The 22,346-nt window shown below is 57.7% G+C and carries 22 protein-coding genes; 11 read left to right on the forward strand and 11 right to left on the reverse strand.

From position 1 onward, the window contains the following. Window positions 1-29 precede the first annotated feature (29 nt). Window positions 30-1,370, reverse strand: a complete 1,341-nt coding sequence (locus ACIP66_RS00795) for a nucleobase:cation symporter-2 family protein (RefSeq protein ID WP_159811435.1) — start codon at window positions 1,368-1,370, stop codon at window positions 30-32. Between the two features lie 225 nt (window positions 1,371-1,595). On the opposite strand from ACIP66_RS00795, the gene ACIP66_RS00800 reads away from it, so the two are divergent. Together ACIP66_RS00800 and ACIP66_RS00805 are read left to right on the forward strand one after the other, a co-directional pair. Beyond that, window positions 1,596-2,510 carry a LysR family transcriptional regulator gene (locus ACIP66_RS00800; protein WP_400644438.1) on the forward strand — a complete coding sequence of 305 codons (915 nt, stop codon included), beginning with the start codon at window positions 1,596-1,598 and terminating at the stop codon, window positions 2,508-2,510. A gap of 390 nt (window positions 2,511-2,900) precedes the next feature. Beyond that, the gene (locus ACIP66_RS00805) at window positions 2,901-3,263 is read left to right on the forward strand and encodes a DUF6124 family protein (RefSeq protein WP_400644440.1); all 363 of its coding nucleotides are present in this window, start codon (window positions 2,901-2,903) and stop codon (window positions 3,261-3,263) included. An 86-nt stretch (window positions 3,264-3,349) separates the two neighbouring features. Here ACIP66_RS00805 and ACIP66_RS00810 read toward each other — a convergent pair whose 3' ends face one another. Beyond that, window positions 3,350-3,805, reverse strand: coding sequence for a GNAT family N-acetyltransferase (locus ACIP66_RS00810; protein ID WP_159811438.1), 456 nt, complete (start codon window positions 3,803-3,805; stop codon window positions 3,350-3,352). Window positions 3,806-4,013: 208 nt separating this feature from the next. Here ACIP66_RS00810 and ACIP66_RS00815 point away from each other — a divergent pair, with 208 nt between their 5' ends. Further along, on the forward strand, window positions 4,014-4,685 hold the full coding sequence (locus ACIP66_RS00815) for a lipopolysaccharide kinase InaA family protein (RefSeq protein ID WP_159811439.1): 672 nt from the start codon (window positions 4,014-4,016) through the stop codon (window positions 4,683-4,685). 416 nt (window positions 4,686-5,101) lie between these two features. Here ACIP66_RS00815 and ACIP66_RS00820 read toward each other — a convergent pair whose 3' ends face one another. Beyond that, window positions 5,102-5,824 (reverse strand): SDR family NAD(P)-dependent oxidoreductase, encoded by a 723-nt coding sequence (locus ACIP66_RS00820; RefSeq protein ID WP_400644443.1) that lies wholly within the window; start codon window positions 5,822-5,824, stop codon window positions 5,102-5,104. A gap of 305 nt (window positions 5,825-6,129) precedes the next feature. On the opposite strand from ACIP66_RS00820, the gene ACIP66_RS00825 reads away from it, so the two are divergent. Beyond that, entirely contained in the window at window positions 6,130-7,074 is a 945-nt protein-coding gene (locus ACIP66_RS00825; RefSeq protein WP_064118086.1) for a GlxA family transcriptional regulator, read from the forward strand. An 87-nt stretch (window positions 7,075-7,161) separates the two neighbouring features. On the opposite strand, the gene ACIP66_RS00830 is transcribed toward ACIP66_RS00825, so the two are convergent. From ACIP66_RS00830 to ACIP66_RS00850, 5 genes are all read right to left on the reverse strand, one after another. Next, window positions 7,162-8,373: an MFS transporter gene (locus ACIP66_RS00830; RefSeq protein WP_064118085.1), complete on the reverse strand. Its 1,212-nt coding sequence runs from the start codon at window positions 8,371-8,373 to the stop codon at window positions 7,162-7,164. 120 nt (window positions 8,374-8,493) lie between these two features. Further along, on the reverse strand, window positions 8,494-9,600 hold the full coding sequence (locus ACIP66_RS00835) for an alkene reductase (RefSeq protein ID WP_400644447.1): 1,107 nt from the start codon (window positions 9,598-9,600) through the stop codon (window positions 8,494-8,496). A gap of 236 nt (window positions 9,601-9,836) precedes the next feature. Beyond that, on the reverse strand, window positions 9,837-10,592 hold the full coding sequence (locus ACIP66_RS00840) for an SDR family oxidoreductase (protein ID WP_062378588.1): 756 nt from the start codon (window positions 10,590-10,592) through the stop codon (window positions 9,837-9,839). Window positions 10,593-10,651: 59 nt separating this feature from the next. Then, the gene (locus ACIP66_RS00845) at window positions 10,652-11,332 is read right to left on the reverse strand and encodes an alpha/beta hydrolase (protein WP_400644450.1); all 681 of its coding nucleotides are present in this window, start codon (window positions 11,330-11,332) and stop codon (window positions 10,652-10,654) included. Between the two features lie 240 nt (window positions 11,333-11,572). After that, complete coding sequence (locus tag ACIP66_RS00850) at window positions 11,573-12,553, reverse strand: MBL fold metallo-hydrolase (RefSeq protein ID WP_212545924.1); 981 nt, start codon at window positions 12,551-12,553, stop codon at window positions 11,573-11,575. A 228-nt stretch (window positions 12,554-12,781) separates the two neighbouring features. Between ACIP66_RS00850 and ACIP66_RS00855 the strand changes: the two genes are divergently transcribed. After that, window positions 12,782-13,669, forward strand: coding sequence for a LysR family transcriptional regulator (locus ACIP66_RS00855; protein WP_064118371.1), 888 nt, complete (start codon window positions 12,782-12,784; stop codon window positions 13,667-13,669). Window position 13,670: 1 nt separating this feature from the next. On the opposite strand, the gene ACIP66_RS00860 is transcribed toward ACIP66_RS00855, so the two are convergent. Further along, on the reverse strand, window positions 13,671-14,891 hold the full coding sequence (locus ACIP66_RS00860) for an MFS transporter (RefSeq protein WP_400644453.1): 1,221 nt from the start codon (window positions 14,889-14,891) through the stop codon (window positions 13,671-13,673). A 223-nt stretch (window positions 14,892-15,114) separates the two neighbouring features. Here ACIP66_RS00860 and ACIP66_RS00865 point away from each other — a divergent pair, with 223 nt between their 5' ends. Further along, a complete protein-coding gene (locus tag ACIP66_RS00865; RefSeq protein WP_400644456.1) occupies window positions 15,115-16,218 on the forward strand; it encodes a Gfo/Idh/MocA family protein in 1,104 nt (367 codons plus the stop codon). 138 nt (window positions 16,219-16,356) lie between these two features. Here the strand turns inward: ACIP66_RS00865 and ACIP66_RS00870 are convergent, their stop codons facing one another. Continuing rightward, complete coding sequence (locus ACIP66_RS00870; protein ID WP_400644458.1) at window positions 16,357-16,761, reverse strand: nuclear transport factor 2 family protein; 405 nt, start codon at window positions 16,759-16,761, stop codon at window positions 16,357-16,359. 729 nt (window positions 16,762-17,490) lie between these two features. Between ACIP66_RS00870 and ACIP66_RS00875 the strand changes: the two genes are divergently transcribed. Both ACIP66_RS00875 and ACIP66_RS00880 read left to right on the forward strand, forming a co-directional pair. Then, complete coding sequence (locus ACIP66_RS00875; protein ID WP_064118370.1) at window positions 17,491-18,234, forward strand: SDR family oxidoreductase; 744 nt, start codon at window positions 17,491-17,493, stop codon at window positions 18,232-18,234. A 3-nt stretch (window positions 18,235-18,237) separates the two neighbouring features. Further along, on the forward strand, window positions 18,238-18,873 hold the full coding sequence (locus ACIP66_RS00880) for a cupin domain-containing protein (RefSeq protein ID WP_400644461.1): 636 nt from the start codon (window positions 18,238-18,240) through the stop codon (window positions 18,871-18,873). 6 nt (window positions 18,874-18,879) lie between these two features. Here ACIP66_RS00880 and gcvA read toward each other — a convergent pair whose 3' ends face one another. Beyond that, a complete protein-coding gene (gene gcvA / locus ACIP66_RS00885; RefSeq protein ID WP_064118078.1) occupies window positions 18,880-19,791 on the reverse strand; it encodes a transcriptional regulator GcvA in 912 nt (303 codons plus the stop codon). A gap of 166 nt (window positions 19,792-19,957) precedes the next feature. On the opposite strand from gcvA, the gene ACIP66_RS00890 reads away from it, so the two are divergent. The 3 genes from ACIP66_RS00890 to ACIP66_RS00900 all read left to right on the forward strand — a co-directional run bounded on the left by ACIP66_RS00890 (window position 19,958) and on the right by ACIP66_RS00900 (window position 22,232). Then, window positions 19,958-20,731, forward strand: coding sequence for an SDR family NAD(P)-dependent oxidoreductase (locus ACIP66_RS00890; RefSeq protein ID WP_400644464.1), 774 nt, complete (start codon window positions 19,958-19,960; stop codon window positions 20,729-20,731). Between the two features lie 14 nt (window positions 20,732-20,745). Continuing rightward, window positions 20,746-21,087 (forward strand): carboxymuconolactone decarboxylase family protein, encoded by a 342-nt coding sequence (locus ACIP66_RS00895; protein WP_064118369.1) that lies wholly within the window; start codon window positions 20,746-20,748, stop codon window positions 21,085-21,087. A gap of 68 nt (window positions 21,088-21,155) precedes the next feature. Then, window positions 21,156-22,232: a flavin monoamine oxidase family protein gene (locus ACIP66_RS00900; protein ID WP_400644466.1), complete on the forward strand. Its 1,077-nt coding sequence runs from the start codon at window positions 21,156-21,158 to the stop codon at window positions 22,230-22,232. The last annotated feature ends 114 nt before the right edge of the window (window positions 22,233-22,346 follow it).

Below are 22,346 nucleotides of genomic sequence, written 5' to 3' on the forward strand. Positions count from 1 at the left end.
GGTAACTCCTGGGCAGTGGAAAACAAAAGTCAGTCGGCCAATTCAGCCGATGCAGCGCCGATGGTTTCGGTCGATTTTTTTTCATTGTTGAGCAGAATATTGAGCACGATGGCGGTGATCGCACCGAGGAAGATGCCGCTGTCAAGCACCAGTTTCAGCGTTGGGCCGACGTGTTCGAACAGCGCCGGAAAAGACATCGGCAGCACGCCGACACTCACTGACACGGCGACGATGATGCCGTTGCGAGTGCCCTCGAATTGCACCCGCGACAGCTCCTGAATACCCGCCACCGTGGTCATGCCGAACATCACGATCGCGCAGCCACCGAGCACCGGCGTCGGCACCGCCGCGATCAACGCGCCGAGCTTCGGGAACAAGCCCATCAGCACCATGATTGCCCCGGCCGCCGCGACGACGAAGCGGCTCTTCACGTTGGAAAGCGCAATCAAACCGGTGTTTTGCGTGAAGGCGTTGTACGGAAAACTGTTGAACAAGCCGCCGAGCATGGTCGACAAACCATCGGCGCGGAACGCGTTGCCGAGGGTCTGCTGTGTGGTTGGTTTGCCGGTCAATTTGCCGATCGCCAGGCAGTTGCCGGTGGTCTCGGCCATGATCACCAGCATCGCCAGAGTCATGATCAGAATCGGCACCGGCGAGAATTCCGGCGCACCAAATGCCATCGGCGCACTCAGCTCAAACCACGCCGCTTCGCTCACCTTACTGAAGTGGGTCATGCCGCACGCCGCCGCGATCAGGCTGCCGACAAACAAGCCGATCAGCACGCTGAGGTTGCCGAGGAATCCCTTGAATTTGGCGTAGATCACCAGCGTCACGCTGACCGTGGCCAGGCCCAGCAACAGATTGGCGGGGTTACCGAAATCCGCTGAATCAGGATTGCCACCACCCAACCAGATCGCCGCCGCCGGCATCAGCGAGATACCGATAATGGTGATCAAACTGCCAATCACCACCGGCGGAAAGAAGCGCAGTAATCGGCTGAACACCGGCGCCAGCGCGATGGTAATAAACCCCGCCGCGATCACCGCACCGAAAATCTGGCTGAGCCCGAACTCCTTGCCGATCATGATCATCGGCGCCAGCGCAATAAACGAGCAGCCCTGAATCAGCGGCAAACGCGCGCCGAATTTCCAGAAGCCCAAAGTCTGAATCAACGTTGCCACACCGGAGGTCAGCAGGTTGGCGTTGATCAGCAACACGACCTGCGCCGAGGTCAGCCCCATCGCACTGCCGAGAATCAGCGGCACCGCCACCGCCCCCGCGTACATCACCAAAACATGCTGCAAGCCAAACGTGAACAACTGTCGCAGCGGCAAAACCTCGTCCACCGGATGAATGCGTTGTGTGGTCATTTCACACGCTCCTGAAGGTGCGGCATCTGTTGAGATCGCGGGTATTCTCAGGGGCGTTTGAAGGGTAGATCCGCCCCGGAGATCGTTTGACGCGGGGCCATAGTTGAACGTTTATAGCGATGAAACAAATTAGCAACCATCGCTTTTTTCGATGGCGCGAACGCGGCGAAATCGGTTATTGATGACGCAGGTTCACCCCTATTCTTCGACCCGGGAGTTCACTGCTTGCGCTTCTCAATCGATCAACTGTTGATGTTCGTCCAAGTGGTCAAAAGCGGTTCGTTCTCCGCCGCCGGGCGCAAACTCGGCAAGACCCAATCGACCATCAGCGCAGCGATTGCCAACCTCGAAACCGATCTTGGCGTCGACCTGTTCGACCGCAGCAACCGCAGCCCCACCCTCACCGCCAGCGGCCACAAACTGCTGATCCAGGCCGAAGCCGTGCTCGAACGTTGCATGACCTTCGAAGCCCACGCCGACTGCCTCTCGGACAACGTCGAACCCAGCCTGACGCTGGCAATCGAAACGCCGTACGGCCCGATCATGCCGGTGCTCAAAGCCTTCGAGCAGGCGTTCCCCTTCGTCGACCTGATCATCCGCCACCCGGTGCACGGCGACGTCAGCGAACTGGTCAGCAGCGGCCAAGCCGTGCTCGGCGTTGCCTTCTCCCAACCGGGCTACCCTGAGGAACTGGCGTTCCAGCAACTGGGCAAACTGATCATGCTGCACGTCTGCCACCCGGATCACCCGCTGGCGCAACTCGACAACGTCACCTTCGACGACCTGCACGTCCACCGCCGCCTCGCCTTCAGCGCCCACGCAAGCAAACTGCCGAGCAGCGAATACCTGCGCTCGACGCAGTTGTGGCAAGCGGAAAGTTATCTGGCACTCCTGGAAATGGTGCGCGCCGGACTCGGCTGGGCCACCCTGCCCCGGCAGCTGATTCAACGTGAACTGGCCAAAGGTGAATTGGTCGAGTTGCAGCTCACAGCGTATCCGCATACGGACTGGCAGATTGGCGTGGATTTGCTCTGGTCGCGGCAACGTCCGCTGGGCAAAGCGGAGCGTTGGCTGAAGGAGAAATTGCAGGGGAACAAAGTGTATGAGCTGGATCGGAATGGGCAGATTACGACGCTTTGACGGTGTTGTGGGTGCGGCTGAGTAGGAGTGTGTTTAACGTTTTTCGCGTTGTGTTTAAGGACACTTGGCGTTACGCCCGAAAGGCTACAACACCTTGCGCCTTTGCCTACGACTACGCCAGAATCCGCCGGCTTGTGCGCTTGGCGGGCCACCGTTAACTTAATTCGCGTCACTGATTCCCAGTGATCGGGTTTAGTAGCCCGTGGTAAATGAAAGTGCACAAACGTCGTCAGAAAGGTATTCGCGTACCTGCACTTGATGGCGGCTGTGTGTAGGGCGCCTTCGGGCGCGCCGGCTTTCTTCTTTTCCCCGGTCTACTAACCTGCGCACAGCTGCCACCCCCTGTTTAGTAGCTCGGAGTGGCGGCCACACAAATGGAAAATGAAGAACATGTTCAAGATAACGCCGAACCCTCCAGACACTGATCCGACCTCTCCGTACGAATCGCTCGCGTCCAGAAAAATGCACGACGCAGCTGAGCGCGCGCTCGATCATTACCTCAACCCGACTGCGGCGATCATGGCTGCGCCGTATCAGGCGAGCACGATGTTTCTGGTAAATCCGGAAACGGACACCGAGTCATTACTGGTTAACGCATCCGAATCACTGGCCTCGGCTCCCATCATGCTGGGCGATGTCGCGGGGTTGGTAGATGGCCCGATTCGCAGGACGTTGCTGGGCATTGCGCAGGTGGTGATGCTTGGAGAATTGGCGGTGAATCGGGCGTTGGACAGGGTTGAAGTTACGGACTGAGTAACTCGTTCAGTGGCGACTTGCCGTCGCCACTTCAAGCCTTTTTAGCCGTGATACCGATCGTCATTTGAGTTCATACAGTCAAGCTACACATCCAACGTCTTCGACATGATGATCGTGCGCTCGGACTCGTGAAATGCGTCTCGGATTTTTATAAAGCCTAGCGAAGCATAAAAGCCCTCAGCCGTGATCGAAGAAGGGACACGCAGCAGGTTGCGCCCTTCAGCAATGGCGCTTGATTGAATGCTTTTCATCAGCTGTCTCCCGATGCCCTTCCCTTGATAAGCCGGCTCGACAAACACACTTCGAACAACGTCCTGATCAAGACTGGCCGTTGCAACAATACGATTTTCAAGTAGGGCGACGAACACCTGACGCTGCGTCATCAAACAGAGGATTGCTTGTGGAGAAAAGCTTCGCTCCACTTGGTTGATGATTTCGGCTGAATAGTCCTGAGCATTGGACTCGCGAAGGGTACCAATGATGACTTGGCTGATGGCGGCAGCGTCCGCTTTCATTGCGATTCGAATCAGGCACTCCATTCAAGCAACTCCTTCCGTGATGTCTTGAGACTTGTGAGTATCCCCCCATTGCCCATATTCGCCACGTAGTTGCGTAAAAGCCAAAACCAAGCACTAACATCTGCGAATGACGGGGAACTATTGACGTCCACCAATAGACTGAGGTGCTATTGCGACCATAATGCAACCGTCGCAAGCAAACAGATTTCTACAATAAATGGAGCACACAATGGGCCGGGTACGCGATGAGTTTGAATTCTGGTGGGGTACGTCGGGGTCGTGGGTTGAACCACCGAATGTGCGCCGGAGCGGCACCAGCGGCGTCCAACTGATCGTTCACGATAACAGGACGTTCTTCGTGAAGCGTCAGACCGGTCACCTGTTTCGCAGTCTCCGCTACCCCACTGGACGGCCCACCGCTCTGCGCGAAGGTATTGCCCTTTCCAGGCTCGAGGAACTGGGCGTGAACGCGCCACGGCCGGTGTTTTACGGTGCGAGAAAAGTCCAAGGCACTTGGCAAGGTGTTTTAGTTACCGAAGACCTCGGTGGCTTCATCGATCTGGATACCTGGTATAGCCAAGGCGCTGCAAGCATGTTGACGACAGAGCAGCATCAGCGACTTTTTGAACGTTTAGCGCAAATGCTGGCGCGGATGCACTCAGGCAAATGGCAGCACGGTTGCATGCGTTCCAAGCACATCTTTATCAAGGCATCGATTACCGACGCAGACTTCGACTTCGAACTGGCGTTGCTCGACCTGGAAAAATCTCGCGGTCGCGCCACGGCCATGGGCGCAGCGCGTCACGATATTCCTCAACTCAGACGGCATTCTTTCTGGGATGAGTCGCAGTGGCAGCATTTCCTTTCCTACTACGAGCAAGCCATCGGCAGAACCATGTAAGCAGGCGCGTTTGTAGCGTTCAGCAGGCGAACCCATTGCAACTCTCGTCGGGGCTGCAACAACCTTGAGAACGAGGTTCGCTTTGGCAGGAAGAAAAGCTGGCAGCCAAATTTGGCTGTCAGCGACTGGCTGCTTTCGGCCAATAGCTGCCTGTCGTCACAAGCCGAAATCGCCCCATAGCGGCCGTTTGCGGAAAGTGGCTCACCGTCATGAGCAGTCTACCCGGCAGAAGCGACCCGGGGATCTTCATCATTAGCAAACCAGGATAGGTGCGCCGCGTCCAACAGCTTGGTTAACAGGATGACCTATGTCGTGCCCAGAGGTCCTGAACTAAGATGGTCGGATATCCGCTCTGTTTGGACGAGGATACCTGTAATCACTTAGCGGGGAGACATGCATTCGCTACCCACCCTAGGTCAATGGAGCAGACGTGCAGGTGAGACGATATTGGGACCCCCTGCTACCCGACTGAGCAATTCCAGTCGGGCAACCTCGAATTTATTCCATATCACCCGATCGGCAAACTTGGGTAGCGAGATGGCTTCTCCAGAATCAAAATCCTCTAGCGCGGCATCCACAATGGCCACTGCGCCTTGATATTGGGTTTGCTGTGAACCTGCATACAAAATTGCTTGAACGCGTACTGCGACTTTATTGAAATGCTGCCGCAGCGCGTGGGATAGCGAGAGTAAAAAAGCGCTGTTCGCCGACTCAATGGCAGCACCGGAACTCGCCTCGAACACGGGCACCAGATTGATAACCGTTCCGGCGCCCCTCTTTACGAAACCATTTGCCAATGCGTAGAACAAGCGTACGGGAGCAGTGATCCCCAAGGCGATTGTGGCCCCTATCTCATTTTCCTCAGCGATGTCGTGATGGTTGATGAGCAATGTGATACTGGCGTCCTGGCTTAACAAGGTCTCGATGCGGACAACTTCGGCGGACACTGCCAAATCAGCATTCAGCACTTCCACCGATCGTCCGCTGGAGTCAGTGAGCGCTGCAGCAAGCGTCATTAATTGCGGCCGATCCACCGCGATTAAAATCAAGTCGTAGCCCCGTTGAGTCAGTCGGTGGGCGAAAGCTATGCCTATTGCTGTACCAGCGCCCGTTATAACGGCCGTGCCTTTATGAGTCATGCGGTTTGCTCCAAAGGCGGTGCATGTAATAGGGCCAGAGTAGTGAACGCCCGTATGTCGGTAAAGGCCGTAAAACCATCATTTTCGGCCTTGGTCTGGTCAAGTTTATGGCCGGAAATGTTGGCATTCCGAAGTTTCTCGTAGCTCAGTATCGGTCTTACTGAATTTATCCGGCCCAAAACGCTAACCCCCTCGAAATCGCGTTTCTGCTTGCAGTCCCGCGATTTTCGCGCATGCTTACGTTTCGCCTGTCACCAGACATTCATGCGTCAAGCCAGTGTTCAACTGGGCGAACGGGAGTTTTTATGCAAAGTGTGGCGTTAATCGTACGGCCCGATTTTCAAGTGATGAGCCTTGCTGCGCTTTCAGCTTTCGAGTTTGCCAACCTGGCCGCGGGTGAAAAACTCTACGACATCAGTGTGCTATCCGAGCATGGAGGCTTGGTCGCCAGCTCCCTGTTCACGTCGGTTGATACTCAGCAGTTCAACAAGACTGATTTCGATACCGTCTTGATCAGTGGTGCAATGGATCGCAGTTCGGCGTCGGACGGTATTCACTCCTTTCTGGTTGAAGCCAATGCACATTCACGGCGGGTAGGCGCTTTGTGCGTCGGTGCTTTCGCGCTTGCCGAGTCCGGATTGCTCGATGGCCGTCGAGCCACAGTGCACTGGGCTCGCGCCAAGGAAATGCGCGATAGATTCCCCGCAATTAAGGTAGAAGAAGATCGCATCTTCATCATCGATGGCAAGATCTGGACCTCGGCAGGCATGACCGCTGCGCTCGATTTAACCATCGGTATGGTCGAGAAGGATTACGGTGCCGCGCTGGCCCGGACCGTCTCGCAGCGGCTGGTGCTTTACCATCGCCGCGCGGGTGGGCAGTCCCAGCATTCGGCGATGCTGGAACTGAGTCCGAGCTCCGACCGCATTCAGCAATCGCTGGACTTCGCTCGAAAAAACCTGCGCCGCGACCTTTCCGTAGAAGACCTGGCGGATGCAGCGTGCCTGAGCCCTCGGCAGTTCAGTCGAAGCTTTCGCGAGCAGACCGGAAGCTCACCCGCCAAGGCCATTGAGAATCTACGTCTGGAGGCCGCCCGATTGATGATCGAACAGGGGCGACTAACGCTTGAGGCGGTGGCCTCGGAGACCGGCTTTGGCGACCGTGAACGCATGCGCCGGGCCTTCCTGCGCGTGTATGGTCAATCCCCGCAATCGTTGCGCCGGACCTTCGGTTCCAACGCTGAGGTATAAGCTTCTATTTTTTCGCAGCAGAATAACGGCGGCCATTGGCCGCCGTTATTCATTCTTGGAACGCTACTTTTAGAGCGTATAGATTATTTAATTTGAAGGTTGAAGTTGCGGTGCAGGTCGGCGGCCGGATGTGTAGGCCAAGGCCAAGGCCGTTGCTGCGCAGAGGGCACTGACAAAGCCAAGGTTGGCCAATGAGCTGTAGTGCAATGTCAGAGAGCCGAGACCCGCACCCAGTGAGAAACCGAGGTACATGAAGGAGGCGTTGAGCGACAACACCACTGGCGCGCTCGCAACGCCGGCCACGCCGACCAGCGTGGTTTGCTGTGCAGGATAAAAAGCCCAGTGCGCCACGCCCCAGGCAGCGATGGCGAGGACTATCGGCACAATGACAAACTGTTTGCCGATAAAGTGCGGCGCCAGCGACAGGACGACGAACGCGGTAGTGGATGTCGCCAACGCTGGCAGGATCACTGCGCGCGGACCTCTTCGGTCTACCGCCCGGCCGCTGATGGCCAGGCCGATTGCGGCTGAAACACCCCAGCCAAATAGCACGAAACCTATTGCCGGGCCATTTATAAGGGTGGTGGCCTCCAAAAGCGGAGCGAGATAGGTGTAAGTGGTGTAGCTCGCCATCGCCCACAACGTAGTGATCAGCAACGTATGCAATACCGCAGGCTGAGCCGCAGTGGAAATTCGCTGGCGCAGGCTGGCAGTAGCGAGTCCGGTTCCTATCTCGCGTGGAAGGCCTATCAGCAAACCGGCAACAGCCAACGCGGCAATGATCGCGACGCTGCCGAACGTGGCGCGCCAACCCATTGCCGCCCCCAGTACCGTGCCCGCCGGAACTCCCAGGGCAATGGCAAGCGACAGGCCACCGTTGACGATAGCGATGGCGCGGCCACGCTGTTCGGGAGGCACGACCACGCTGGCCAGTGCGTTCGCACCGGGTACATACACTGCCGCCGCGAGTGCCAGCACCACTCTCGCGGCCATCAACGACCAATAACCACTGGCCGTGAAGGCCAGCAGATTGGCCAGCGCAAATATCGCCATGGCACCAATCAGCAGCCTGCGCCGGTTCAGGTTCCCGGTCAGCGCAGCCAGCACTGGAGAGCTCAGTGCATAGGCCAGAGCAAATACCGTGACCAACTGACCCGCCGTGGCAACGCTAACGCCAAGATCCTTCGCCATTCCGGGAAGCAAGCCCGCGATCATGAAGCTTTCGGTACCGACGGCAAACGTGCCTAAGGCCAGCCAATACAGCGGCCGGTTGCTTTTGATGAATTGGGTTGAGTTCATGGTATTCCAGCTGTGAAAAAGTGATGGCGCCCTGTAGATCGCGTGTACACATAAAAAAGCCCCCGCGAGGGGGCTTCGTTTGGTCTCTGCGCTAAAGCAAATCGAGCTCGGCGAAAGACGTTACGCAGTCGCTTCTTCTTTATAGAACGCGTAGTCGGTGTAACCCACTTCGGTACCGCCAAAGAAGGTCGGACGGTCATAAGCGTTCAGTGGCAGATTGTGGCGCAGGCGCTCCGGCAAATCCGGGTTGGCGATGAAGTGGCGACCGAAGGCCACCAGATCGGCGTCGCCAGCCTGAAGGATGGCCTCGGCGGATTCGCCGTCAAAGCCACCGGCAGCAATGATCACGCCTTTGTAGTGTTTGCGCATCAGCTGGGCAGCGACCGGCGCCGGGTCGGCATTCTCGTCCTCGATGTTGCCCAGGATGCGCGGCTCGATCAGGTGCAGGTAAGCCAGGTTCAGCGGCGCCAGTTGTTGCGCGACGTAGGTGAACAGGCCTTCTGGATCGCTGTCGCCCATGTCACCCCAGGTGCCGCTCGGGCCGACACGAACCGCCACTCGATCACTGCCCCACACCGAAATCAGCGCGTTGGTCACTTCCAGCAGAAAGCGTGCGCGGTTTTCGAACGAGCCTCCGTAAATGTCGGTGCGCTTGTTGCTGTTGTCCTGCAGGAACTGGTCGATCAAATAACCGTTGGCACCATGCAGTTCCACGCCGTCAAAACCGGCTTTCACGCCACGTTCGGCAGCAGTGCGGAAGCTTTCCACCAGGCCTGCGATGTCTTCGATGGTCAGGGCGCGGTTCGGGGTATTGGGTACCCAACCTTCGGTGGTGTAAGCAACGCCGCCGTGCGGGACTTCCGATGGGCCGACGGGGATGCTGTTTGCAGGCTGCACGTCGACATTGGATTGGCGACCCGCATGATAAAGCTGCAGAAAGATTTTGCCGCCTTTAGCGTGCACGGCGTCAGTGACGTGTTTCCAGCCGACGATCTGGCTGTCGTCGAACAGGCCTGGTGCGCCGAGATAGCCGTTGCCGTTTGGTGCGGCAATTGTTGCTTCACCGATCAGGAATCCGCCTTCGGAAGTGCGCTGAGCGTAGTACTCGGCCATCAGGGCGCCAGGGCGAGCGCCATCTTCGGCACGCATCCGGGTCAGAGGCGCCAATACAATGCGGTGGGCGAAGGTGAACCGCCCGACTTTAACTGGGGAATGAAGTTTGGACATGGTTGCCTCGATTGAAGTGTATGTGTAGAGCCATTGGATATCCGCCCGGGTCGATAGCCATGTGGGCTTTCGGGGTTGGGGCGCTTGGCATCAGTAAAGGTGATTTCCCGGAGTGAATAAATGGGCCGCGTTTCCCATCACTTCGGACTTTTTGGCTGTAATGCTGGCGATCATGGAGATCGAACTGTCGATGTCCGGATAACGGCGCCCGCACTCATGCAAGCGCCGTAGGGTGCTCACTGGGCGTAGAGTGCCAATAGCTGAGCATTGAACTCAGTGACAAAGGCGTGTTCATCCGCCCCTGCATTAGCGCGCAATGGCTTGGCCCGCTCGACCAGAATTTCAACCGCGTCCGTGCCCAGCACCGCTATCGTCTCGGCAATAAACTCATCCAATGGCATCGCCAATTCCGCTTCGGAGCTATCCATCAGCTCAGTACGTACCCATGGCGGCGCGATTTCCAGCACCTTGACCGAGGTATCGCGCAGCATGAAGCGCTGAGACAGTGCATAAGAGTGCAGCGCGGCCTTGGTGGCGCTGTACACCGCCGTCAGCGCCATGGGCACGAAACCGAGTACTGAAGAGGTGTACGCCACATAGGCGTCATCGGCCTTCTTGAGGTGCTCGATCAGCGCCGAAGTCATGCGGATGGGGCCCATCAGATTGGTGGTAATGGTCGACGCCAGCAATTCGTCATCCACTTGGCCGGCCGCGGTGTCCGGCAACATGATCCCGGCGTTATTGATCAGCACATTGAGCTGCGGGAATTCGTTGATCAACTGTTTCGCGACCGCGGTAATACTGGCTGGATCGGTGATATCCAATTCGACCGCGTGCATGCCCGGGTTGGCCGCAACGACGGCTTCCAGATGGCCCTTGCGCCGACCTGAGATAATTACCTGGTTTCCCAGTTTGTGCAGTGCTTCGGCCAGCCCACGGCCGATGCCAGAGCCGCCGCCGGTAATGAAGATGGTGTTTTGAGTGAGTTTCATGGGTGAGTCCTCTGAGATTACAGAAATGCAAAGCGTGAACAATGGAGGGAAAATATCGGTTACTTGGCGGCGCGAATGACCAGGTCGGCGACAGCTGCAGGTTTGGAAATCATTGAGCAATGGCCCGCATCGACATGGTCGCTGACGGCGCCAATCTTCTTCACCATCAGCTCTTGAAGTGCCGGTGCTATGGCGTTATCAAGGGTCGCCACCAGATACCAACTGGGCTTGTCCTGCCAGGCGGCTTGAGTGAGTGGTGCGGTGAGTGCCGCTACAGCGGTCGGACGCTGGTTTTCAAACAGCTGACGCTTTTCCTGCGCACTCACATCCTGAGCAAAGCCTTCATGGACACCCTCGTAAGTGAGGCTCGACAAGCCCGCCTGATCAATGCGGATCTCGGCACTCATCAGCGATGGCTCGGCCAATGCGGTCAGCCCCAAAGCTGATTCGCCAATGTCAGGGGTAAAGGCGTTGATATAGACGAGGCCCGCCACCTTGGCGTGAACACCTGCCTCGCTGATGACCGCACCGCCATAGGAATGGCCCACCAGCAACACCGGTCCTGGAGCGGCGGCGATGGCCTGGGACACGACGTCCGCATCTGCTGCCAGCGACGTCAGCGGCAGGTTGACCGTGGTCGTACTCAGGCCGGCGGCTTCGATCAAGGCGCGCGATTTGTTCCAGCTGGTGCTGTCGGCCCAGGCACCGTGTACAAGAATGACGTGTTCGATAGTGCTCATGCCTTCTCCTGATTTCGGGTAGACGGGCGGGTTGCCCGTGCTGTGAATTCAGGGTCTATGCTAGGCGCGAGCTAAGAAGCAGATGGGTCGAAATACCGACGTTTCGGGACATCTCACTGGTTGCAGCATTGGCATACTCTGCAGAGAGTGCAGCCAGCATTAAGGCAACTTTCTGCACAGTGGTCACTCTTGGTTTGAATGATCATCTGCAGGTGGCTTTATCCCTTGTCGATTGGGCCATCAGTTCAGGTTCATGAAGGTTACCGGCACCCATGAATAGCCTGTGTCTTCCTTGCGCAGGCGCCCAAAGCCAGGGAACGGCATATGAGCACCACCGACCAGGGTTTTGCCCTCTGCCAACTTCACGAAAAGGTCTTCGCGGGTCTTGATTGCGGTCGGTCCGTCAGCGTCGAACGCGATACCCACTTCGGGATGTGGCATTTGCACAGAGACGACGTGGGCAACGTCGCCCCAGATCAGCAGCGATTGGCCCTTGGACGAAACCCTGTAGCCCACATGCCCAGGCGTATGCCCCGGGATGGCAACGGGAGTAATGCCCGACACGATTTCATCCATGCCCTGCAATGGCTTCCATTTCCCAGCCGCCAGATAAGGCGCAGCAGCAGCCTGGGCAATCTGGAAGAATATTTTTGCGCCCTCCGGCGCTTTTTCCGCAATGTCCTTCGACAGCCAGAAGTCACTCTCGGTCTTCATCATGGAAATCTGTGCCTTCGAGAACACGCGCTGGCCTTTGGCGTCGTAGATTCCGCCAATGTGGTCGGCGTGCATATGGGTCAGCAACACCAGGTCGATTTGTGCGGGTTTGTAGCCAGCAGCCTTCAGGTTGTCAGTGAGCTTGCCAAGTGACGGCCCTCCCCAATGGCCTCCGGTGCCCGTGTCGATGAGGATGAGTTTTGAACCCGTATTAATGAGATAGCCCGTTACCGAACCGGACACCTTTTGCGGATCATCGAAAAACGATCGCAGCAGCAGCGACTGGATGAGAGCCGGGTCGCCGCTGAGTAGCGATGAATCAATACTGATGCCGCCATCGAAGAGTGCGGTGACCTCGAAATCGCCCATCATCATGCGATAGAAGCCCGGGACTTGCTTGTGTTGCATAGGCGCTGCGGCCTGAACCGGCTCGACTGCGAAAAGTCCTGCGCCGATAGCCAGCGTTACTGCAAAGGCGGCGCGAGAAGCTAGCGTGGAGAGTTTCATTCCCATTCCTTTTCGTTGGTAGAGGAGCACTGCAAAGGGACTAAGCCAACCGGCAACTCCCACTAGCGACCTACGGTACTGGCTGTTGATCTTAGTTCAGCATTCGAGAGGTCGTATTAAAAACGCGGCCAACGCCAACGCCTCGCTCCCTATTACTTCCCTTTCCAATTTCCCCGCCCGCCTCTACTCTGCCTGAACCCTTTCCCAGCACCGAGCACACCTCAAATGATGGACAGCCTCAGCGGCATCACGGCCTTCATTCAAGTCGCCGAAACCCGCAGCTTTACCGAAGCCGGTCGCTTGCTGGAGATCTCCTCCTCCGCCGTCGGCAAGAGCGTGGCGCGCATGGAAGAACGCCTGGGGGTGCGGCTGTTCCATCGCAGCACCCGCAGTGTCACCCTGACCACCGAAGGCGAGCTGTTCCTGGACCGCTGCAAACGCATCCTCAGCGAAGTGGAAGCGGCAGAAATGGAATTGCTGGAACTGTCCGCCACCCCGCGCGGCAAGGTACGCATCAGCGTGCCGATCCAGAACGTGTTGATCATGCCGGTACTGGCCGGGTTCATGCGTGCCTACCCGGACATCGAGCTGGACGTGGACATGTCCGACCGCATGGTGGACGTGATCGAGGAAGGGTTCGACGCGGTGATCCGCACGGGCGCGCCGCAGGATTCGCGGCTGATGGCGCGCAAGCTGGGGGGTTATCAATTGCAATTGGTGGCATCGCCAGCGTATCTGGAGCGCCATGGCGATCCGACACACCCGGACGATTTGATCCGCCACGTGTGCCTGCTGCACAAGTTTCCGGCCACCGGGATGATCGAGCGTTGGCCGCTGCGCGTCGACGATACGCACATCGAGCCGAACCTGACGCGAGCATTGACCTGCACCACGATGGACCCGCTGACGTACCTGGCGATCGATGGGGTGGGGATTGCCTGCCTACCGGATTTTTCAATCCGTCAGCCGTTGGCCGATGGCAGGCTGAAAGTGGTGTTGGCGGACTACACCGACCACACTGGCAACCTGTGGATGCTCTGGCCTGCGTCGAAGCAGACCGCACCAAGGTTGCGAGTGTTGATCGATTTTTTCAAAGACAACATCTTGAAGGTTTGAATCAGCGTTGCAGTGCCTCGGCAATCGGCGCTTTGCCGAGACCGAAACTGAGCATCACCGCCAAACCGAGCACACCAATGGCGGCGCCCAGCCACAACGCTGAAGACACGCCCGCGTGATCAACCATCAAGCCGCCAAACAGCGAACCCGAAGCAATCGCCACCTGAAACGTGGTCACCAACATGGCGGAACTGGCTTCCGGCAATTGCGGCGACGTCAGTTGCATCCAACTGCTCACGCCCAGCGGAATTGCGCCGTAGGCAACACCCCACACCAGCACCGCCAACGTCACGCCCCAACCCTGCAACCCGGGCAAGGCCAATTGCGCGATCACCATCAGCAGCACCACGGCGCCCAGCGACGCACGCAAGTGCGTGGTGATGCTACCGGCCATGGCGAAGTTCGCCAACATGCCGACCAGGCCAAAGCCCAACAGAATCGAAGTGATCGCACTCGGCGAGAAACCCGCGTCATGCCCAAGGAACGGCGCAATGTAGGTGTACGCCGTGAAATGCGCCGCCACCACCGTACCGAGCAACAGCATGCTGCGGCGGGCATTGCTGCGTGACACAAATGCCACGAGCGCGCGCCACTTCAAGCCTTCACTGGAAGGCAATGACGGCAAGGTCAACGCTTGCGCAATCAGCGCCAGCAACGCGAGCCCTGCGGTCACGGCAAACGACATCCGCCACGAAAACAGCGTGCTGACAAACGTACCAAACGGCACGCCGAACACCGTCGCCAAGGTAATCCCGGCAAAGATCAGTGCCGTCGCTTTCGCCGCTTTTGACTCGCTGACCAACCGCCCGGCAGCCGCAATCGCCACCGCCCAGAAACCACCCAGCGCCACCCCCAACAAGCCGCGCCCCAACAACATGATCGGCAATGACGGTGCCACCGCCGAAACGACGTTGGACGCCACCAGCAACAGGGTCAACAGCAGCAACAGGTGTCGCCGATTCATGCGCCCAGCGCCCAGCATGATCGCCGGCGCCGACACGGCCGCTACCATGCCCGGCACGGTCACCATCAACCCAGCCACACCATCGGTGATGCCCAGGCTATTGGCAATTTGCGGCAAGACGCCGACCGGCAGGTATTCGGTGGTGACAAAGGCAAAAGCGCCCAGGGCCACCGCGTACACCGACAGCCAGTCGCGCCAGGAGGACGGCTCTGCTGGCGCGAGCGCAGCGGGGGCCGGTGATGCAGACAGATCGTTCATGGCAAAGCTCCACAGTAATGAGTGGCGCCATGCTAGGTATCTGATCACTGCGGAAAAACAGTGCGCAGCTCCGATCACTGTGGATCAATCGTTCCGCAATCGAACAGGCGTGCCGCCATTAGCGCCTTTCCTGTCCGCAGTGTTCGGCCCTTTGGCCGGTTTTTCCGCGGGGCTGCGCTCCCTAGACTTCACCTCGTCAGCCAAACCCTACGAGGACATTCCCATGACAACTGCACACTCCCCTATTCGCGTCGGCATCATCGGCGTTGGCAACTGGGCTCGCCACGGCCACCTGCGCGTGCTTAATCTGCTGCCGCAATATCACCTGCAAGCGGTGTACAGCGAACGCCGTGAACGCGCCGAAGCCGCGGCCAGCGAGTACGCCATCAGCCAGGTCGCCGACTCGGTCGACGCGTTAGTCAATAACCCTGAAGTCGATCTGGTCGTGGTGCTCAACACCGCCCCGCAACACGAAAAAACCGTGCGCGCCGCCATCGCTGCCGGCAAAGACGTCTACTGCGAATGGCCGTTGACCACCACCACCGCAGACTCCGAACAATTGCTGCACCTGGCCAAAGACGCCGGCGTGCGTCACATCGTCGGCTTGCAACGCCGCCACGCGCCGCACAACCGCTACCTGCAAGACCTGCTGCAACAAGGCTACGTCGGCAAGGTGCGGTCCGTGCGGATGCACGTCAGCATGAATTACTTCCAGGCCTTGCGCCCCAACGCCCTGCGCTGGACCGCCCCCGAGGAAAACTTCTCCAGCGTCATCGCCATCTACGCTGGACACTTCCTCGACATGCTCTTCACCGCCACCGGCTGGCCAGTGAGCGTCTCGGGGCTGATGGTCAACCAGTTCCCGAAAGTGACCATCAAGGAAACCGGCGAAGTGCTGGACAGCACCGCCCCCGACCAGCTCGTGCTCAGCGGCATGCTCGAAGACGGCGCCGTCATTTCGATCCACATCGAAGGCGGCAAACGCAACGGCTCAGGCGTGCAGATCGACATCACCGGCGACCAGGGGGATCTGAAAATCACCAACCGTTCGGCGTTTGGCGATGTCGGCGACGACTATGTCGTCGAGGGCGCGCATGGCGATAACCTGACGCTGGAAGTGTTGCCCGTGCCTGAGAATTATCAGCGCCTGCCGGCCTCGTCATTGCCGTCAGCCGTGCTTGAACTGGCAGAGCTCTATCACGTGTATGCGCAGGATGTTGCCGAAGGCACCCATGCGGCGGCGACGTTCAGCGATGCATTGCGCCTGCATCAGTTGCTGGATGCGGCAAAAAGCGGGACTCAAACTCCCCTGAAACGGATCGTGTGACGACTCATGCTTGTGAAATACCTCGATATTGAACTATCGAGAATGAAACCTCGTTGGCGCAGCCGGGGCGGACACATGCCCGCCCCGAAGCGCCATTTAATCTCAGAGGCCATAATTGGATCGTCGCAGCCCGCCCTTTTACTCAATTGAATCCGGGAAACGTGCGCCGAACATCGGTAGGCCGCTGGCAGAACTGACTGTGGTCGCCTCGTCCTGGAGCACGTCCCAGTGTTCGACCAGAATGCCATTTTCGAGACGCACGATGTCTACTGCGATGAGCGCAGTCGGACTACCGTTTCCAGAGAAACGGCCATGAACCATCACTTTGTCATCCTCTGCCATTATGACGCTGGGTTCATACATCAGTGTATTGGGCAGACTTTTGATCAAGTCAAATAAACCCTGCCGTCCTTGAGGGATAAGCGCACTGTACTGAATATAGTCCGCTGACCAATAGTCCTCGGCTGCATCGTAGTCACGTTGATTGAATAAAGCATCGAAAGCTTTAAGTACGATAGATTTGTTTTTTTCTTCAATATTCATAGTTGCTCCTGATTGTATGTTGAGCTTAGGGAAATAGAACGCAGGCCATGCGAGTCCTAATGGACAGTTGAAACGACAGGGTTGGCCTCTAGAGCGCTTTCAAATTCCGTCAAGTCCGGTTGTGAAAGAGCGAACAAAGGACAACGCATCAGAGTTCCGCACGCTGTAGGCAATACATCCTAGTCCTGAGGATTTAACCGTATAAGCCGAAAAACCGACATTTCATGCCAAACCGTTCACTCTGACCGAGGACTTTCTATACACAAGTCGTCGTTGTTAAGCATGAGGAGCAACGGTAGATCTGAGTCCACGGCAGGCGCTTAGCCGCCTTTCATAGCTTACGAGTATTGGTTAAAGGCTTCCTCGTGATCGTGCGCGTGTACGAAACGACAAAGGCGTTGTTCAAAAACGCCTGAAATCTCGATGATTTGCAGAAACAAAAACGGGGGAGGTCATACTGCGACATTTCCGCGTTCATAGCCCGCTATCGGACGACCTTTGCTGCCAGCCAAGGGGCGATTTTTCAGGACTTCGCGACAAGCAGGAAATCGGCCATAAGCAGCCATTCGCGAAGGGCAGCTATGGGTCGATTTCTGTCTCATGCGATGGGTCGAGACTACCCCGCCGTCCCGCAATTTTTTCTTTAGATGACCACACGAAAATCTGCCTCGCCAGTCGAGACCGCACAAGACACCCTGTCTTGAAATGTTTTCTGCACAGGGTTTCGATATGTTGACTGGAAAAGCAGCACTGATCACTGGCGGTTCTTCAGGAATTGGCCTGGCTACGGCTCAGCGGATGATCGCGTACGGCGCGAAGGTCGCTATCACCGGGCAGAATATGAATCGCTTGATGGAAGCCGCCAGCGGTCTTGGCTCTGGGGTTATTGCTATCCAGGCCGACGTCAGCATTCAGGCCGATATGCAACGGGTTCGCCAACAGGTTGAACAGGCGTTCGGCGGTCTGGATATTCTGTTCGCCAACGCAGGGGTCGCTTATGGAACGCCTTTGGCAGCAACAGATGACGCCATGATCGACCATCTGCTGGGCGTAAACGTCAAAGGTGTGTACTTCACCGTGCAGGCGCTGGTGCCGGTGATGCCCAAAGGCAGCAGCATCATCCTTAACACCTCCTGGCTAAACCAGATTGGCGCGCCCGGTAGATCGCTACTCTCCGCGTCCAAAGCCGCTGTGCGGTCATTCGCTCGCACGTTATCAGCAGAATTGCTGGATCAACAGATTCGAGTCAATGCTGTCAGCCCAGGTTCGGTTATCACACCGCTGTATCGCCAATCAGGTCAAACCGAGGAATACTTTGCCGAGTACGTTGCGAAAACGGGAAGCCAGGCGCCTGTCGGGAGAATGGCCCAAGCTGACGAAATAGCAGAAGTTGTGTGTTTTCTCGCCAGCGACCATTCTCGCTACATGCTGGGGGCTGAAATGGTGGTCGACGGCGGGCGCGCGGAGTTATAAGCCATGCAATTGAACACTGATCTCGATCATCGCACGCTGGTGCATGGGGCACTCCTGCCGTGGGTGCCCTCTCCCTCCTCCGGCGTTGAGCGACGCATGCTCTATCGTGTCGGAGGAGAAAAGGCCCGAGCAACCTCGCTAGTAAAGTACGCAGCCGGAAGCGTGTTCCCTGTACATAGCCACCCCGGTGGCGAAGAGTTCTTCGTTCTTGAAGGCACGTTCCAGGACGAGAGAGGCGATTACTCTGCCGGTACTTACGTTCGCAACCCTCCAGGTAGCCGGCACGCCCCACGCTCCGACCAGGGCTGCGTGATATTTGTGAGGCTGCAACAGTTCGATCCGCAAGATACCCAGGAATGCGTTGTGCAGTCTGAGCGCGAAGATGACACGTCATCTGCACAGTTGCTGTTCTGTAGCACTAGCGAGCAAGTCAAGCTTGAGCGATTGGAGGCTGGCGCATTGCTGTCTTTAGCCAACCCTTACGGGATGGAAGTTCTGGTACTGGCCGGATCCATCGTTGAAGGCAAGGATCTGCTTGAGCGAATGACTTGGCTTCGCCTGCCCAGAGGCATGCCCCTGCAAGCGCAAGCCGGGCAAGCCGGCACACGTTTGTGGATCAAGCGATGCACTGCGCCTTGATCCTGCTCAAGCGTCGGCTTCGCTGATCAACCAGTCGCGGAACGCCTTGATCTTCGCCAACTCCGCCACTTCTGGACGGTGAACCACGTAATAGGCAAATGCGAGCGGACAAGTGGTTTCACCGAAGGGGCGGATCAGCCGCCCCGCCGCCAAATCCTCGCGCACCATCACACTGCGCCCCAGCGCCAATCCCTGCCCGTCAACCGCTGCTTGCAAGACCGCCGCCGAGTTATTGATGCGCAGGCCATGATCGGCATTGATATCCGCGTAGCCTGCGGCGTCGAGCCAGGTACGCCAAGTGGGATAGGCAAGATCAACTGCCATCGACAGATCATGGATCAATGTCGCTTCGGCAAGCTTCCCTTTCGGCAGCCGCCCTTTCTTGAGCAACGAATAACCCGGCGCGCACACCGGGTACATTTCTTCATCCATCAACTTGGTGGCCGTCAATCCGGGCCACTGTCCGGCGCCATAGCGAACGCCAATGTCCACACCCTGGGCGACGAAGTCCACCGGGCGCAGGTTGGTATCCAGCAGGACATCGGTTTGCGGATGAGCCAGCTGGAAACGCTCGATACGGGGTAGCAGCCACTTCGCCGCAAACGCCGGACTGACGGTTACGGTCAGGCCAGTGTTAAGCGATCCCTCTTTCAAACGCTCCAACCCTGCGCGCAAGCGATCAAAACCCTCGCGTATATCTGGCAGCGCCTCCCTCGCCACATCGGTCGGAACCAGACGCGTAGAGCCGCTCGATGCGCGATGGAACAACGTCACGCCAAGCCAGGCTTCAAGGGTGCGCACCTGCTGCCCTACCGCTGCCGAGGTGACATGCAACTCCGTCGCCGCGGCTGAAAAACTCTGGTGACGAGCGGCGGCTTCAAAAGCTCGCAGTGCATTGAGATAGGTTGGCGTAGTCATATGGAAAAGAATTTCTTTAATGATTGGAAAAATCTTCTGATTTGTCGCCATTGCGAGCTGAGCGAAGAATAGCAGCCATGCCGAAGCATTACAGCCAACAGGCCCGGTGACCGAGTCGACCCGTTGATTCCGGCGACTCCCTATCTCTAGCAAAAGGAACACAATGATGAAAAGATTTTCTTCCAAAGTAGCTATCGTTACCGGCGGCGGTTCAGGTATCGGTAAAGAGGTCGCAGCGCGGTTGGTTGCCGAAGGCGCCAGCGTAGTGATTACCGGGCGTGATGCTGCGAAACTCGAAAAAGCCGCCGCGCAGATCGACCCGACCGGCACCCATGTGCGCACGCTCGCTGCCGATATCTCCCAGCCTGCCACTGCCCAGGCACTCGTCGCGTTGGCAACTGCCGAATTCGGTGGCGTCGATATCCTGATCAACAATGCCGGAATTTTTAATCCTAAACCCTTCCTGGAAATGGGCGAGCAGGAATACGACGGCTTCGTCGACATCATCCTCAAGGGCAAATTTTTCATGGCCCAGGCGGCGGCGAAGGCCATGCAACAACGCGGCGGCGGAGCCATCGTACAGACTGGCTCGCTGTGGGCCATTCAAGCCATCGGTGCCACGCCGTCGGCTGCTTACTCAGCGGCGAACGCTGGCGTTCACGCGCTGACGCGTAATCTGGCCATCGAGTTGGCGGCGAGCAACATCCGCATCAACACCGTTGCCCCCGCCGTGGTGGAGACACCGGTCTACAACACCTTCATGGACAAAGATCAGGTTGCAGCCGTGCTACCGACTTTTAATGCCTTCCACCCTTTGGGGCGTAACGGCCAGCCAGCGGATGTGGCCGAGGCGATGTTGTTTCTCGCCTCAGAACAGGCTTCGTGGATCACCGGCACCTTGTTGCCAGTCGATGGCGGTGTGACTGCCGGCCGAATCTAAAGGAGCGAGCCATGATGATGGATTGGAATGATTATCGGGAAACACTCCTGAGCCGCGTTGGCGATCTTGCCAAGCTTTCGCCGGATACGGTTCGGGGCCTGCAAGTGCTGGACGGTGCCGGGGCAAAAACCGGTCATCTCGATGCCAAGACTCACGAACTGATCGCCCTGGCGGTCGCCGTCACTACCCGCTGCGATGGCTGCATCGCGGTGCATACCAAGGCGGCGGCAAAACACGGTGCTACGCGCGAAGAGATCGCCGAGGCGCTGGGCGTTGCTATCGCCCTCAATGCTGGAGCGGCCGTCACCTATTCGGCACGGGTGCTGGACGCCTACGCAGCACTCGAAGACAAGTGATCAACTGCTGACAAGCCTGCCCGCAGGATCAAGCAATTGGCCTGCGGGTTTTCGTTTCGAGGAACACCATGAACACGGTCAAGGTAGCAATCATAGGCGGCGGTCTCAGCGGCCTTTACACGGCGTACCTGTTGTCGCAAATGAACGTGGAGTACCAACTGTTTGAGGCTCGTGACCGGCTCGGTGGCCGAATTTTATCGACGCCTGGCCCGGGGCCAAGGCATGACTTGGGTCCCGCATGGATGTGGCCCGACTTCCAGCCGCGCCTGGCTGCGCTGGTAGAAGAGCTTGAGATTGCCACCTTCGCGCAACATACAGAGGGCGCTACTCTATTGGAGCGCTCACCCCAGCAGCCGCCAAGACGTATGGTTGGTTGGGAATCGGGAAACACGTCTATGCGCATCCACAGCGGCGTGCAGCAAATAATAGACGCGCTCGCCACTAAAGTGCCTGCTGAGCACATTCTCCTGAACTGCCGGATTACCAAGGTGACGCTGCGGAACTCCAGTGCCTTTTTAAAGGCATCCGATGAACCGTCATCTTTGGAAAACGTTGAGTTCACCCATGTCATCAGTGCAATGCCGTTGCGACTGTTGGCTCAGAGCATTGAATTCGATCCGCCAGTTGCGGCCTCGCGGATGACCCAGTGGGCTGAGACCCCGACCTGGATGGCACCGCACGCCAAATATGTCGCGCTGTACCCAGCGCCATTCTGGAGGGCCGCGGGTCTATCAGGAACGGCTCAAAGCCATATCGGCCCGATGGTGGAAATTCATGACGCCTGCGACCCAGCAGGCAGCGCCGCGTTGTTCGGGTTTATTGGCTTACCTGCATCTGCCAGAAAAACGATGGATCAAGGCGCGCTGCTTGAAGCCTGTAATCAACAAATGGGCCGGCTGTTTGGCACCGATGCTACCACTCCTCTGGCTCACTACATCAAAGACTGGGCATGGGATGAATTAACTGCCGCAGACGGGGATCGTTTGGCAACGGAGGCGCATCACTCCGGGCGCACCGACACTGCAACCAAAGATATCTGGTCGGATGTGCTTCTGGTATCAGGTACTGAGGCTTCGCTGGAGCACAATGGCTACATGGAAGGCGCACTGGATGCAGCTCAGGTGGTGATTAGCAGGTTGCATTAGATTGAAAATAGGAACTGGTGAGCTAGTTGGCAAGTGGCGGCGTTCACTTTCGTGTTGCGCTATTCAGCGTTGTAGCCCCGCCGCGAAGAAGTGCCCTAGCTGGCGACACCTAAG

The organism is Pseudomonas sp. NPDC088429 (assembly GCF_044753305.1).
Taxonomy (GTDB): domain Bacteria; phylum Pseudomonadota; class Gammaproteobacteria; order Pseudomonadales; family Pseudomonadaceae; genus Aquipseudomonas; species Aquipseudomonas rustica.